The sequence below is a fragment of the Rugamonas sp. genome (genome assembly GCF_025354735.1).
GTDB lineage: Bacteria > Pseudomonadota > Gammaproteobacteria > Burkholderiales > Burkholderiaceae_D > Rugamonas.
This window is the reverse complement of sequence record NZ_JANXMI010000133.1, coordinates 1-13,698: the sequence shown is the minus strand read 5'-3', so window position 1 is coordinate 13,698 and position 13,698 is coordinate 1. Positions and strand designations below refer to the sequence as shown.

Here is a 13,698-nt window from a genome sequence, read left to right as displayed (position 1 = left end):
GTCGAGCCGGCCATCAGCCTACCGATCTTCGACGGCGGCCGTTTGCGCAGCCAGTTGGGCGGCCAGACCGCCGTCTACGACGGCGCCGTCGAACAGTACAACGCCACCGTCGTGCAGGCGCTGTCGGAAGTGGCCAACGCGGTGGTGCGCATCGCCTCCACGCGCGAGCAGGACCGCCTGACGCAGAACGCGCTGGCCTCGGCGCAGCGGGCCCACGCGCTGGCCGAAAAGGCTTACCGCGCCGGCATGACCGACTCCCTCAACGAGATCAGCACCCAGCTCGCGCTGCTCAACGAACAGCAGCAGGTGGCGCAGATCAGCAGCCGCCAGCTCGATAATTTCGCCACCCTGATGGCCGCGCTGGGCGGCGGCATCAAACTCGATTTGCCGCCACACGAAGATAGTACAATCAAGCCTTTCGACCAGGCAGAGGGCAGGCAATGAGCAGTTTCGACGCGACCAGGAAGCGACTGAAAACGATCCACTCGCGGGTGCCCGACTTCCCCGAGGAGTTGATGCGTTTATTGCGCATGACTTACCACATCCAGAAGCGCATGAAAGACCTGAGCAACGCGGCGCTGCGCAAATACGACCTGGTCGACGCCAGCTACATGGTGCTGGCCGTGCTGTACGGCTCCGAAGACGAAACCTCGACCGCCTCCACGCTGGGCGAGGCGTGCATGGAAAAGCCGGCCAACCTGACGCGCGTGTGCAACGACCTCGAATCACAAGGCTTGATCGTGCGCGGCACCCGTCCCGGCGACCGCCGCTGCGTGATGATTACGCTGACCGACAGCGGCCGCGCGCTGATCGCCCAGGTGCTGCCCGAAGTATGGACCAGCACCACCCGCGCCTACGACGGCTACAGCCAGGAAGACGTGAGGCAGCTGGAAAACCTGTTCAAACGCCAGCTGGACAATTTCGAAACCAATACCTGAGCGGCCCCTCGCGCCGCGCCGGCGTGGCCGCATCGGCCATGCCGGCGCGGCGCACCGGCTCCGGCGCCCACACCAGACCATGACCCCAGAGCCCACGTCCGCCTCCGCTTCCGCCGCCACGCCGTCGCCGGGCGCCCGCGCCGCGCACTGGATGGCGCGGCAATGGCGGGACTGGGCGGCCACCGAGGGCGAACGCTGGCTCTACGTCGCCAAGGCCATGCTGGCACCTTCATCGCGCTGTGGCTGGCGTTCCGCCTCGGCCTCGATTCGCCCAACACGGCGATGACCACCACCCTCATCCTGGCCCTGCCCAGCAGCGGCATGGTGCTGGAAAAAGCCTTTTACCGTTTGCTCGGCACCGTCGTCGGCTGCGGCGTCGCGCTGATTTTGATGGCGCTGTTCCCGCAAAACGTGCCGCTGCTGTTCTGTGGCCTTGCGCTGTGGATAGGCCTGTGCACCTGCGGCTCGGCGCTGCACCGCAACCAGCAATCGTACAGCTTCGTGCTGGCCGGCTACACGGCCTGCATGATTACCTTCCCCTCCTTCGAGCACCCGCTGGCCACGTTCGCGCTGGCCGTCACGCGCACCACCGAAGTCGGCCTGGGCATCATCGTCTCGGCCGTGGTGCACGACGCCGTCTTCCCGCGCCACCAGTCGAACCAGGTGATGCGCACCGTGCAGGCCCGCTACGACGGCTTCGTCAGCTTCTGCCAGCAGGTGCTGGAACAGCGTTTGACGCCGGCCGAAACGGAACTCAACCACCTGCGCTTCGCGGCCGACATCGCGGCGCTCGAATCGGGCCGCGCCGCCGCGTTTTTCGAAGCCGCCCACACCGGCCGCCAGACCCGCCAGCTGCACGCCTTCAACGCCGCCTTCATGGCCGCCCTGACCACCTTCTACACGCTGCACCGCCTCACGCACCGGCTGGGCGCCGATCCCGGCTCGCCGCTGCCGGCCCTGATCGCGCCCATGCACGCGCTGCTGGCCGCCGCGCTCAAACAACCTTTGACGCCGCAAAACATGGATCCGGTGCGCGCACAGCTGCTGGCCCGGATCGGCCTGGCCAAGCAGTCGCTGGCCGGCACCGACCGCGCCCAGCGCATCGACTTTGAAACCGCCATCGAACTGCTCGAACGCTACGCGCGCGACATGGCGGCCTTCGGCGCAATCTACCTCGGCCTGACGCAGCAAAAGCGCCTCGAAACGAGCGACCCGGTGGCCTACAGCCCGAAGACGCCGCCCGCGCTGGTGGTGGCCGCCGGCGCCCGCGCGGCCACCGCCGTGCTGGTCGGCGGCACGCTGTGGTACTGGCTGGAGTGGCCCTACTTTAATATCGCGCTGGTGATGATGGTGGTGTTTTGCGCCCTCGCCTCGTCGTCGCCCAAGCCGACGGCGATGATACGCAGTGTGCTGATCGGCTTCGTCATCGGCTGGCCGCTGGCGCTGGCCACCGAATACCTGCTGGTGATACGCGCCAGCGGCTATCCGATGCTGGTGCTGGCGACGCTGCCCGTCTTCGCCCTGGCCAGCTATCTCAATGGCGCGCCGAAAACGGCCGGCATCGGCGTCGGCCTGTCGCTCTACCTGGCGCAGGTGGTGGCGCCGCTGAACCAGATGCGTTACGACGCCACCGCCTTCATGAACACCTGCTTCGGCCTCGTGATCGGCGTCGCCGTCGCCTACGTGATCTTCACCGTGGTGCTGCCGCGGCACACCATGGGCCAGAAGGACCACGTGGCGCGAGCCCTGTGGCGCGAGGCGCTGGACACGTGCGACGCCTCCCTGCACCGCCTCAAGTACCGCTTCGACAACCGCGTGCGCGACCTGCTCAGCCAGCTCAACGCGGCGGCTGGGCCGGCGCCGGGCGCCGACACGCGCGTCGTCGTGCGCCAGGGCTTGACCCTGCTGGAACTGGGCCACTCGGTGATCGACCTGCGCGCGCAGATCGCCGCGGCGCAACCGGGCCCGCTGCGCGACGCGCTGGCGCTGTGCGTGACGCGGCTAGCCGCCTACTTCCGCACCCGCTCGCGCGCCGACGGCGCCGCCGTGATCGCGGCCATCCTCGACGCCGGCATCCCGGTGCGCATCGCCCTGCGCGCGGCGCAGGAAGCGCCCGCGTCCGCAGCCGAGCCCACGTCCGCGTCCGAGGGCGCCCGGCGCTGGCGCGCCACGCTGACCGATCTGCATTCCATCTACACCTCGTTGCAGGACGAGCTGCAGCAACCATCAGGAGAACCACACCGTGCCGCGTGAAATCGCCCTCTTTGGAGTTTTGATACCGGCCATCCTGCCGCTGTTCCTGCTGGCCCTGGCGCTGCAAGGCGCGCTCGATTGGGTGCTCGGACAGCTCGGCGTGTACCGCCGCGTGTGGCATCCGGCGCTGGTGCGACTGTGTTTGCTGGTGTGTATTTTCGGCGCGCTGATCGGCGCGCTGTACAAATAAAAACCCGAATAAAAATAATTCATCTCTCTTTGGAAATCTACCGTGAACGCTGCCTCCAAGCTCTTCCGCCTCCTCATCACCGTGCTGCTGCTGGGCGCCGCCCTGTGGGTCGGCCGCAACGCCTGGGACCACTACATGGAATCGGCGTGGACCCGCGACGGCCGCGTCAAGGCCGACGTCATCACCATCAGCGCCGACATTGCCGGCACCGTCACCTCGGTGGCGGTGCACGACAATCAACTGGTGCGCAAAGGCGAGCCGCTGTTCACGGTCGACACGGCGCGCTACGTGACGGCGCTGGCCCAGGCCGAGGCGCTGCTGGCGTCGCAAAAAGTGGAACAGGGACGGCGCGCCAAGGAAGCCGGCCGCCGCGCCGGCCTGGACGACTCCATCGTCTCGGCCGAGAGCCGCGAGACGGCCGAATTCGCGGTCGGCACGGCGTCCGCGCAGTACAAGGCGGCGCTGGCGGCGGTCGACATGGCCAAGCTCAATCTGGAGCGCACCGTGGTGCGGGCGCCGGTGAGCGGCTACGTCACCAACCTGAATGTGTACGCGGGCGACTTCGCCGCCGTCGGCGTGGCCAAGCTGGCCGTCATCGACCGCGATTCGTACTATGTGGTCGGCTATTTCGAGGAGACCAAGCTGCCGCTGCTGAAATTGAACGCGCCGGTCGAAATGCGCCTGCTGAGCGGCGAGGCGCTGCTGCGCGGCCATATCGAAAGCATCGCCCACGGCATCACCGACCGCGACGCCAGCACCGGCCGCGAGCTGCTGGCCGACGTCAACCCGACCTTCAACTGGGTGCGCCTGGCGCAGCGGGTGCCGGTGCGCATCCATATCGACGGGCTGCCGCCAGGGCAGGAACTGGTGGCCGGCACCACCTGCACGATCAGCATCGTGAACGCGCTGGCGCCCGCCCCGGCGGCAAGGCCGGCCGCGTCATCGGCACCGGCACCGGCATCTGCATCTGTATCCACATCGGCATCCACGCTGGCATCGGCATCGGCCAGCCATCGCCCCTGATCGCGGCGCGCCAAAGCAAAGCGCCCGTAATGACGGGCGCTTTGTACGACGGCACGGCCAACAGGGTTACTCCGGCGTGACGTGCGTCAGCGCGTAGCCGACATGCTGCCACCAGTGGTCGCGCGTGTGCACCACGCGCAGGCATTTGTTATCGATCTCGCCTTTGAAAACCGGGTCGGCGCAAGCCTTGGTCATCAGCGCGTTGCGCTGGTTCTCGGCGTTCGATAGCGCGATCGACATCCACACGATCATGCCCAGCGCCAGCGCCAGCACGGTCCACGCGATCTGGTTGATGTAGCTGTACTCGTACAGCGTGTCGATGTCCGGCTCGGATCCGCTATAGATCTTCATCACGCCTTGTTCGACTTCGTTTTCATGCTTGCTCATTTTATTTCTTGCCTCCCGTACTAGCGTTTTTTTCCTGCAACGTTTTTGCCAGCAGCATATCCATCACCTGGAACATGGCTTGCTGCGACGGCACTTCCGTCATCGTGCCGTGGCCGGTCTGACCCGGCGACGTCGTGTAATGGCCGTCGATGACGATGCTCGGCGCACTATCGAGTTTATACGCATTGACCAATTGGATCGAGCGCTTCATCTTGGTCTGGACCGCGAAGGAGTTGAAAAATTCCTGGTACTTCGCTTTATCGACGCCGTTCTTGACGATGAACTCTTGCAGGCCCTCGTCCGTGTTCAGGCGGTTGTGGTCGACGTGGATGGCGTGGAAAATCTTCTGATGCAGCTCGCCCAGCTTGCCCATCGCTTCGAGCGTGTAAAAGGCGTGCGCCTGCGCGTCGGTCGGGCTGCCGGCCATGTGCAGGCGGTGGAACACGATCTTGTCGCCCTGCTTCTTGACCCAGTCGTCGAGCAGCGGATCGAGCGCGTTGCAGTGCGGGCAGTGATACATGAAGACTTCGACGATTTCGACTTTCTTGCCCGTGTCGGCGCGTACCGGCGTGTCGAGGGTCATGTAGTCGACACCGTTCTTCAGATCAGCGGCATGGGCCGCGCCGGCGGTGGCGACGAAGGCGACGGAGGCAAGCAAAAGACGCAGGAAGCGCATAACAATCCTTCTTCAAGATGAGTGGGTGAGCGGTAAATGCCGCGAGATTAACACTTTTTCAGCGCCGTTTTGGGAGCGCCGCGCAAAAAACGACGAATGGCCGGCCCGCGACGCGCAATCGGGCGCGCATCATGGCCGCTTTAAGTTCGCTTTAAGTTCGCTTTAAGTCAACTTCAAGGCCGGCTCGAGCGCCTGCACGGCGACCCGGGCATCGAAGATAGCTGAGGCATGCACAAAAAAACGCCGGCGCGGCGCCGCGTTCAGCGCCGGTGCTGGCGCGCCGTTTCCAGTTTTTCGCACAGCTGGGCGATGCCGTCGGCCATGCGCGGCGTGGCGCGGCTGAGCGCGTCGCCGCCGAGCGCGAACAGATCGCCGCGCTGGACCGCCAGCAGGCTGGGATACCGCCGCCACAAAAAAACGCCGGGGTCGGACGGTTCGTGCGATTCGCCGCCGATGATCGCTTCCGGATTTTCGGCCAGCACCGCCTCAATGCCGACCTGCGGCGCGACCACCTTCAGGCCGGCGAAAATATTCTGGCCGCCGCACAGGCTGATCGCGGCGCTGACGATATGGTCGCCATTGAGCGTGTACAGCGGCTGGCTCCAGATTTGATAGAACACCCTTAGCTGCGGGCGGTGTGCGTATCGCGCCGACAGCGCGGCGAGCTTGCGGCGGTAGTCGGCCGCCGCCGTTTGGGCGGCGGCGTCGGTGCCGAGCAACTGGCCGAGGCGCGTCACGCTGGTGGCGATGTCATCGAGCCGTTGCGGTTCGCTGTAGAAGATCGGGATATTCAGCGTCTTGAGCTGCTCAAGCTGGCGCGCGGTGTTCCCGCTTTTCCAGACCACCAGCAGATCGGGCTTGAGCGCCAGCACCCGCTCCATGTCAATCTGGGCGTCGCTGCCGACCAGCGGCAGGCGCTTGGCCGCCTCCGGGTAGTCGCTGAAATTCATCGCGCCGACCACGCGGGCGCCGCCACCGGCGGCGAACAGCAGCTCGGTGATGTGCGGCGCCATCGAGATCACGCGCCGGGCCGGCTGCGCCAGCGTGACGCTGTTGCCGGCGTCGTCGCGCACGGTGACGGCGGCGCGACCGGCGGCGCTGGCCAGCGCCAGCACCAGCGTCAACGCCAGCGCCGGCGTCAATGCCAGCGCCGACGCCGGGCGCAGTATCGGGGTGCGGTGGCCGGCGCCCATCTTAGAAGTCGTAACGGGCCGAGACTTTCATCTGGCGTCCGTTGCTCGGGTAGATGCCGCCCTTGCAGGCATACGCTTCGGAGAAGTACTGCTTGTCGGCCAGGTTCAAGCCGATCAGCGCCAGCTCCCATTGGCCGAACTTGCGCGCATAGCGTCCGTCGAAGGTGGTGAAGGACGGCATCTGGCCGGCGCAGCTGTTGTCGAAATCGCTGCCGTAGCGCTGACGGTCGGCCCACTGCGCGCCGATGTCGGCGCTCTGGCCGTCGGCCGGGGTCCAGCTCAGGCGCGCCGTCAGCACGTTCTTCGGCACCAGCACCAGCTCGCGGCCGGCGTTCGGGCCTTGCGTGAACGTCGCCTGCACATGCTGATAGTGGCCGCTGACGTTCCAGTTGGCCGCCACGCGCAGGTCGGCGTCGAGCTCGAAGCCCTGGCGCTTGGTCGGGTCCAGATTGGTGTTGGCGCCGTAGCCGCCGTTGGCCGTCGGGTCGTAGAAAATCTCGTTGTGCAGCTGGTGGCGGAACACCCGCGCCGTGATTTTTTGCGCGACGTCGCCGTAGCTGGCGCCCAGTTCCACGTCATGCGACACCTGCGGCGCCAGCGGCACGTTCGCTTGCGGCGTGTAGCCGTTTTCGTCGGCGTTCGGCAGCCGGTAGCTCTGGCCGGCCTTGGCGTAGACGTCGAGCCGGGACAGCGGCGCGTAGCTCGCCTGCAGGTCCCACGCGTTCAGGGCCTGGTTGATGTGATAGGTGGCGGTCGAAGACGGCGCCGGGTCGAAGGAATCCTTGTCGAAGATTTCGCGCCGCACGCCGGCGCTCAGGCGGCCGTTGTGGGCGGCGTCGAAGCGGATTTCGTCGCGCGCATACAGGGCCTTGGAATGCTGGGTGGCGTCGGCCTGCGAGAACGAGGCCACGGTTTCGCGCTCCCAGCGTTGCAGGTCGATGCCGGCGACGACTTCGTTGAGCATGCCGCCGATGTCGCTGGTCTGGCGCAGCCGCGGCGAGAACTGGGTCTGCTTGCTGTTGTATTGCGACGGCGAGGCGACGCCGCCGAAGAAATAGCTGGCGCGCGCCGTCTTGTCGCGCTGCGACAGTTCGGCCGCCACGTCGACGCTGCCGATGTGGCGCTCGACGAAGCCGGTGACGCGGCTGGTGTTGAGGGAGCCGAAATCGTCCGGCGTCAGCGTCTGGCGCGGGTCGGCCTGGTACTGCGCCTCGGTGAGCGCGCCGGCGAGGCGCTGGTCCTGGCGCGCCGTTTCGACGCGCACGCCGGCCCGGCCTTCTTTTGAAAACCACTGCGCGCCGCCGCTGAAGTTGTACTGTTTGAATGCGTTGTTGTCGCGGTAGTTGTCGGTGTGGAGGGCGTCGACGGTGGCGTCGACGGCCAGGCCGTCCCAGGTCCGGGCGGCGGAGGCGCGGCCTTCGCGCTGGCCCAGCTGGCCCGCCTCGACGTAGACGGTGCCGCGGCCGGACTGCCGGTCCGGCCGCTTGCTGACGATGTTGATGATGCCGCCGGTGGCGCCTTCGCCATACAGCACGCTGCTGCCGCCGCGCGTGATTTCGATGTGGTCGACGCTGTCGATGGGGATGGTCGACAGCGTGGCGTTGGCCAGCTCGTTGTCGGACAGGCGCACGCCGTCGAGCACCACCACCATGTTCTGGCTGCTGTTGGTGCCGAAGCCGCGCAGGTCGAGGCTAAAGTCCGGGCCGCCGTCGAGGCTCTGGCGGCCGTAGACGCCGCCGATCTTGCGGATCGCGGCGTTGACGTCGCCGGCGCCGGCGCGGCGGATCTGGTCGGCCGTGATGATGGTGGCGCCGATCGGCGTCAGCGCCGGGTCGCTGTCGAAGCGGGCGCCGGTGACGACGATGGACGGCATCTCGGCGGCGGCCGATTGGGCCAGCGCGGGCGCGCCGTGGCAGGCCGCGATGGCGGCGGCCAGCGCCAGCGGGGTGGCGGCCGGCATGGACCGGCTGAGGGACGCGCGGAAGGACATGCGCGGGGCGGCGCGGCGGAAGGCGGGGTGGGTCATGGACTGTCGTTTTCGAAAAGAGCATCCGTCCGCGTCCCCGCAGACTGGAAGTGTACGGAAGCGGCGCGCCGCATCGCCATCGTCGTGCCGATAATGCCGACAATGCCGGCTGGTGCCGGTTCATGCCGATCGCGGGCGCCCTGCATCCACCTGTCTGGCCGGTATCCGGGCTCGCAAGATCAGCCGGACCGCCTTGCCGCGCAACGCGCGGCGGCTTTCGATCCGGCCTGCCGGCCGCGATGCGGTCAGCCTTGTATTACCGTTGCGGGGGCAGCACACCTGGACCGCGCTCGGGCAAGAGCGGACCTGTGTTTCCCGTTTAACTGCGCACGTGGTCACGCGCGCGGGCACCAAACCCCGGCATTATAACCGGCCGCCCGGCGCGCCATCGGCCGTGGCGGCGGCGCGGCGCCGGCCCTCGCCGACCCATCATCCACAAATGGGCAACGCTGTATCTCGCTTTGCGGGATTGATCCGGCGCCCGCCTGTCCCTATAGTGGCAGCCAGGGTAACTCAACCATCTCAGGAGCGCGATCATGTCCAGCACCACACTGCCCACTTATTTTCTGTCCCACGGCGGCGGCCCGTGGCCGTGGATGCGCGCATCGACCGGTGGCGGCTACGACGCCCTGGCCGCCGCGCTGGCCGACATTCCACGCCAGGTCGTCGTCACGCCCAAGGCCGTGCTGGTGGTGACGGCGCACTGGGAGGGCCGCGACTTTCTGATTTCGTCCGGCGCGCGGCCGCCGATGATCTACGATTATTCCGGCTTCCCGGCGCACACGTACGAGATCCAGTATCCGGCGCCCGGCTCGCCCGAGGTGGCGGCGCGCGTCAAGGCGCTGCTCGACGGCGCCGGCCACCCGGCCGGCCTCGATCCGCAGCGCGGCTACGACCACGGCACCTTCAGCGCGATGCAGCCGATTTATCCGCGGGCCGACGTGCCCATCGTGCAGCTGTCGCTCAGGCAGGGACTCGATCCGGCCGTCCACCTCGGCGCCGGCCGCGCGCTGGCGCCGCTGCGCGAGGAGGGCGTGCTGATTATCGGCAGCGGGCTCAGTTATCACAATCTGCGCGCGTTCAACGCCACCGGCGCGGCCGCCTCGCATCAATTCGACGCATGGCTGCGCGAGACGATGGCGCTGGCGCCGGCCGCGCGCACGGCGCGGCTGCTGGAGTGGGAATCGGCGCCGGCGGCGCGCATGGCCCATCCGCGCGAGGAGCATTTGCTGCCCTTGATGGTGGCGCTGGGCGCGGCCGAGGGCGACGCGGCGGCGGTGCCGTATCACGAGGATCGCTTCTTCGGCGCGCTGGCGGTGTCGAGTTTCAGGATGGATGCGACGGGCGCGGAGTAGTTTCTTGGCTGAGCCGCCCCCGTCATACGCTAGCGGCGCCTCAGGTGCCGCGCTTGCCGTTGGCGGCGGCCTTGGCTTTTTCGGCGGCCAGCGCGGCCGCTTTTTCGGCCTTGGCCGCCATTTCGGTGGCGTGTTCGGCCAGCAGCACGCCGCGCGTTTCGGGCGTCTCGAGCGAGATGCGTCCCAACACGCCGCTGCGGTAGTCGCCGAGGAAGGTGTGCGACGCCTTCTCGAAATCGAGCTCGCCGCCCTTTTGCCGGAAGCCGCGCTTGGCCGCCACGCCCTCGACGACGGCGATGCCGTCCATCGCCGCGATATCCTTGAAACCGTAGCGCGTCGTCAACAGCGCCGGGTAGCGCTTGAGCAGCTCGTCGGCCAGGAACACGGCCACTTCCTCCTCGATCAGCGCGTTGGCGCCGATGGCGTGGCTGGCGGCCAGCATCAGGCCGTCGCTGGGCAGCGCGATCTTCGGCCACAGCATGCCGGGCGTGTCGACCAGGATGGTGTTCTTGCCGAGGTAGAGTTTTTGCTGCTGCTTGGTCACGGCCGGCTCGTCGCCCACCTTGGCCACGCGCTTTTTCAGCAGCGCGTTCATCAGCGTCGACTTGCCGACGTTCGGTATGCCCATGATCATGATGCGCAGCGGCTTGGTCGGCACGCCGCGGTGCGGCGCCAGCGACTTGGCCAGGTCGGGGATGCGCGCCACTTCGGCCGCCTTCTTGGTCGTCATCGCGTAGGCCGTCACGCCTTCCTGGGCGTTGTAATAGGCCACCCAGGCCGCCGTCGCCACGGGATCGGCCAGGTCGGTCTTGTTGAGGATCTTCAGGCAGGGACGCTGGCGGAACAGGCGCAACTCCTCCACCATCGGATTGCAGCTGGCCTCGGGCAGGCGCGCGTCGACCACCTCGATCACCAGATCGGTGTTCTCCATCTGCTCGGCCGCCTTCTTCTTGGCGGCGTTCATATGCCCCGGATACCATTGAATCGCCATGCTCTACCCTCGAAAATCGTTCACGCAATCCGCTATTTTACCCGTTGCACCACAGCGCCGGCCGCTTTCTGGCCGTCGACACCGCGCCGCCCTGTGGATTTGGCGCGCCTTCGGCTATGATGAAGCACTTTTTTTACCCTATCGATAACATTCCCACCTACTTAGCGGAGTTCCGGAGATGAGTATTGCAGCACCGTCCAATCCGAAGGAAATCACCGTGCGCGGTGTCATCCTCGGCATCCTCATTACGCTGGTGTTCACGGCGGCCCAGGTTTATCTGGGCCTGAAGGTCGGCCTGACCTTCGCCACGTCGATCCCGGCGGCCGTGATCTCGATGGCGCTGCTGAGCGCCTTCCAGGACGCCACCATCCAGGAAAACAACATCGTCCAGACCATCGCCTCGGCCGCCGGCACGCTGGCCTCGGTGATCTTCGTGCTGCCCGGCCTGCTGATGATAGGCTGGTGGGTCCACGTGCCGTTCTGGCCCACCTTCGGCGCCTGCGCCATCGGCGGCGTGCTCGGCGTGATGTACACCATGCCGCTGCGGCGCGCGCTGGTGTCGCAGTCCGACCTGCCCTATCCGGAAGGCGTGGCGGCGGCCGAGGTGCTGAAGGTCGGCATGGCCTCGCGCTCGGGCGCGGCCGAGGGCAAGGCCGGCCTGTGGGCCGTGGTCTGGGGCGCCGTCGCCTCCTGCCTGTACGCGGCCGGCAGCGCCGTCAAGCTGATGGCCGGCGAAATGTCGATCTACTTCCGCACCGGCGCCGGCGGCGCCACCGGCATCGGCGCGTCGAGCTCGCTGGCCCTGATCGGCGCCGGCCACCTGATGGGCATCACGGTCGGCATCGCCATGCTGGCCGGCCTCGTCATCGCCTGGGGCGTGCTGGTGCCGGTGATGACGTCCATGCAGCCGGCCGCGGCGCTGTCGGCCACCGGGCACGCGCTGAAAATCTGGTCCGGCCAGGTACGCATGATGGGCGCCGGCGTGATCGGCGCGGCCGCCATCGTCACCCTGGCCGGCCTGGCCAAGCCGGTCATCGGCGGCCTGAAGTCGGCCATGGAGACGGCGCGCCGTTCCAAGGTCGACGGCGCCGTCATCCCGCGCGCCGACCAGGACCTGCCGGTGTTCATCGTCGGCCTAGTGACCCTGATTTCGATGGTGCCGGCCGGCTGGCTGCTGGCCGCCTTCCTGCAGGACGGCGTGCTCGCCAGCGTCGCCGTGCCGCTGGTGGCCGTCGGCATCGCCTACATCCTCATCGCCGGCATGTTCGCCGCCGCCGTCTGCGGTTACATGGCCGGCCTGATCGGCTCGTCCAACTCGCCGGTGTCGGGCATCGCCATCTTGACGATTTTGGGCGCGGCGCTCAGCGTGGGCGCCGTCGGCCGCCATTTGATCGGCCCGGACGTGGCCCACGCGCTGGTGGCCTTCGCGCTGTTCGTCACCACCGTCGTGCTGGCCGTGGCTGTCATCGGCAACGACAATCTGCAAGACTTGAAAACCGGCCAGCTGGTCGACGCCACGCCGTGGAAGCAGCAGATCGGCTTGCTGGTCGGCGTGTTCGCCGGTTCGGCCGTGGTGCCGCCGGTGCTGGAACTGCTCAACAGCGCCTACGGCTTCGCCGGCGCCCCCAACCTGAACGCGATTTCCGCCACGCCGCTCGACGCGCCGCAGGCCACGCTGATCGCCACGCTGGCCAAGGGCGTCATCGGCGGCGACCTGCCGTGGGCGCTGCTCGGCTACGGCGCGCTGATCGGCCTGGCGCTGGTGGCGGTCGATTTCGTGCTCAAGAAAAGCAGCAAGGGTAAATACAGCCTGCCGCCGCTGGGCGTGGGCCTGGCGATTTATTTGCCGAGCGCCGTCACGGCGCCGGTCGTCATCGGCGCCGTCGCCGGCTACCTGTTCGACCGCTCCGTCGAACGCAAGTCCTACGGCGAAGTGGCCAAGCGCATGGGCGTGCTGATTATGTCCGGCTTCATCGTCGGCGAGAGCTTGTTCAACGTCGTGCTGGCCGGCCTCATCGTGGCCACCAAGAAGGGCGAACCGCTGGCCATCGCCAACAGACTGACGGAGCCGCAGACCATGGTGGTGGCGCTGGTGCTGGGCGTGGCGCTGGTCAGCGGCCTGTACAAATGGGCCGCCAGCAACGGCCGCAAGGTCGCGGCCTGACGCCCCGTCTTGACGCCCCCCATCTTGACGCGCCGTTTTGACGTCTTCGGTTTGATCCTTGGCGGCCGATGCTTAGCCAAGGATGCCGCTCGCCGGTCTCAGTCAAAAGCGACGTCTTCAAGCCGGTAGCGGAATTGCCGGCGCTCGGGCAAATCCCAGCAGGGCATGGGTGTGCTGTCCCGACATGGCGCGGGCGGCGGCTCGAGGGCGGTCGTGGTGGGCGTGGCGGGCGGCGGATCGACGGCCGGCGTGGCGAGCGTGGCAGGTGTGGCGGGCGTGCCGGGTATGGCGATAGCGCGGGCATGCGTCAAGAGCGCCGCCAACATCTCGCCGACGCCATCCGATCGCGTCACCGGGACGCTTATCTGTGCCGCCCTCGTTTCTTGTTCGGCCAATTCCCGGCGCAGATGGCGGGCCAGCTTGAATTGCTTGTCGCCGGGACGGCGCACAAATAAATCGCTCCAGGCGTTGCGGGTGCTGCGCGCGAACGATTGCGCGAACT

General features: G+C 67.4%; 12 protein-coding genes, 1 pseudogene and 1 riboswitch. Of the genes and pseudogenes, 7 read left to right on the top strand and 6 right to left on the bottom strand.

The window, feature by feature from the left end:
- The 5 genes from Q0S71_RS10870 to Q0S71_RS10850 all read left to right on the top strand — a co-directional run.
- Positions 1–444, top strand: a 444-nt coding sequence (locus tag Q0S71_RS10870; protein WP_295994863.1) for a TolC family protein, incomplete at its 5' end; no start/stop codon positions are given.
- Positions 441–938: a MarR family winged helix-turn-helix transcriptional regulator gene (locus Q0S71_RS10865; protein WP_295994860.1), complete on the top strand. Its 498-nt coding sequence runs from the start codon at positions 441–443 to the stop codon at positions 936–938. The genes Q0S71_RS10870 and Q0S71_RS10865, both read left to right, overlap by 4 nt.
- Before the next feature lie 162 nt (positions 939–1,100).
- Complete coding sequence (locus Q0S71_RS10860) at positions 1,101–3,191, top strand: FUSC family protein (RefSeq protein WP_295994857.1); 2,091 nt, start codon at positions 1,101–1,103, stop codon at positions 3,189–3,191.
- A complete protein-coding gene (locus Q0S71_RS10855; protein WP_295994854.1) occupies positions 3,181–3,381 on the top strand; it encodes a DUF1656 domain-containing protein in 201 nt (66 codons plus the stop codon). Before Q0S71_RS10860 ends, Q0S71_RS10855 begins: the two co-directional genes overlap by 11 nt.
- 42 nt (positions 3,382–3,423) lie before the next feature.
- Entirely contained in the window at positions 3,424–4,404 is a 981-nt protein-coding gene (locus tag Q0S71_RS10850) for a biotin/lipoyl-binding protein (protein WP_295994851.1), read from the top strand.
- 66 nt (positions 4,405–4,470) lie between these two features.
- Here the strand turns inward: Q0S71_RS10850 and Q0S71_RS10845 are convergent, their stop codons facing one another.
- The 4 genes from Q0S71_RS10845 to Q0S71_RS10830 form a co-directional block, all read right to left on the bottom strand.
- On the bottom strand, positions 4,471–4,791 hold the full coding sequence (locus Q0S71_RS10845) for a hypothetical protein (RefSeq protein ID WP_295994848.1): 321 nt from the start codon (positions 4,789–4,791) through the stop codon (positions 4,471–4,473).
- Between the two features lies 1 nt (position 4,792).
- Positions 4,793–5,467, bottom strand: a complete 675-nt coding sequence (locus Q0S71_RS10840; RefSeq protein WP_295994847.1) for a thiol:disulfide interchange protein DsbA/DsbL — start codon at positions 5,465–5,467, stop codon at positions 4,793–4,795.
- Between the two features lie 260 nt (positions 5,468–5,727).
- A complete protein-coding gene (locus Q0S71_RS10835; protein ID WP_295994844.1) occupies positions 5,728–6,660 on the bottom strand; it encodes a cobalamin-binding protein in 933 nt (310 codons plus the stop codon).
- 1 nt (position 6,661) lies between these two features.
- Positions 6,662–8,686 (bottom strand): TonB-dependent receptor, encoded by a 2,025-nt coding sequence (locus tag Q0S71_RS10830; protein ID WP_295994841.1) that lies wholly within the window; start codon positions 8,684–8,686, stop codon positions 6,662–6,664.
- A 138-nt stretch (positions 8,687–8,824) separates the two neighbouring features.
- A riboswitch (cobalamin riboswitch) is annotated at positions 8,825–9,056 on the bottom strand.
- A gap of 166 nt (positions 9,057–9,222) precedes the next feature.
- Here Q0S71_RS10830 and Q0S71_RS10825 point away from each other — a divergent pair.
- Entirely contained in the window at positions 9,223–10,041 is an 819-nt protein-coding gene (locus Q0S71_RS10825; protein ID WP_295994838.1) for a class III extradiol ring-cleavage dioxygenase, read from the top strand.
- A gap of 40 nt (positions 10,042–10,081) precedes the next feature.
- On the opposite strand, the gene ylqF is transcribed toward Q0S71_RS10825, so the two are convergent.
- The gene (gene ylqF / locus Q0S71_RS10820) at positions 10,082–11,032 is read right to left on the bottom strand and encodes a ribosome biogenesis GTPase YlqF (RefSeq protein ID WP_295994836.1); all 951 of its coding nucleotides are present in this window, start codon (positions 11,030–11,032) and stop codon (positions 10,082–10,084) included.
- Positions 11,033–11,210: 178 nt separating this feature from the next.
- Here ylqF and Q0S71_RS10815 point away from each other — a divergent pair, with 178 nt between their 5' ends.
- Complete coding sequence (locus Q0S71_RS10815) at positions 11,211–13,196, top strand: OPT family oligopeptide transporter (RefSeq protein ID WP_295994833.1); 1,986 nt, start codon at positions 11,211–11,213, stop codon at positions 13,194–13,196.
- Positions 13,197–13,294: 98 nt separating this feature from the next.
- Here Q0S71_RS10815 and Q0S71_RS10810 read toward each other — a convergent pair.
- Positions 13,295–13,698, bottom strand: a pseudogene (locus tag Q0S71_RS10810) (hypothetical protein); the annotation flags it as partial.

What these genes read in the sequence shown, in the direction of transcription:
- Q0S71_RS10825 (WP_295994838.1), top strand. Translation starts at nt 9,223, where the DNA reads ATGTCCAGCACCACACTGCCCACTTATTTTCTGTCCCACGGCGGCGGC.
- Q0S71_RS10865 (WP_295994860.1), top strand. Translation starts at nt 441, where the DNA reads ATGAGCAGTTTCGACGCGACCAGGAAGCGACTGAAAACGATCCACTCG.
- Q0S71_RS10860 (WP_295994857.1), top strand. Translation starts at nt 1,101, where the DNA reads ATGGCGGGACTGGGCGGCCACCGAGGGCGAACGCTGGCTCTACGTCGC.
- Q0S71_RS10845 (WP_295994848.1), bottom strand. Translation starts at nt 4,791, where the DNA reads ATGAGCAAGCATGAAAACGAAGTCGAACAAGGCGTGATGAAGATCTAT.
- Q0S71_RS10840 (WP_295994847.1), bottom strand. Translation starts at nt 5,467, where the DNA reads ATGCGCTTCCTGCGTCTTTTGCTTGCCTCCGTCGCCTTCGTCGCCACC.
- Q0S71_RS10815 (WP_295994833.1), top strand. Translation starts at nt 11,211, where the DNA reads ATGAGTATTGCAGCACCGTCCAATCCGAAGGAAATCACCGTGCGCGGT.
- ylqF (WP_295994836.1), bottom strand. Translation starts at nt 11,032, where the DNA reads ATGGCGATTCAATGGTATCCGGGGCATATGAACGCCGCCAAGAAGAAG.
- Q0S71_RS10830 (WP_295994841.1), bottom strand. Translation starts at nt 8,686, where the DNA reads ATGACCCACCCCGCCTTCCGCCGCGCCGCCCCGCGCATGTCCTTCCGC.
- Q0S71_RS10835 (WP_295994844.1), bottom strand. Translation starts at nt 6,660, where the DNA reads ATGGGCGCCGGCCACCGCACCCCGATACTGCGCCCGGCGTCGGCGCTG.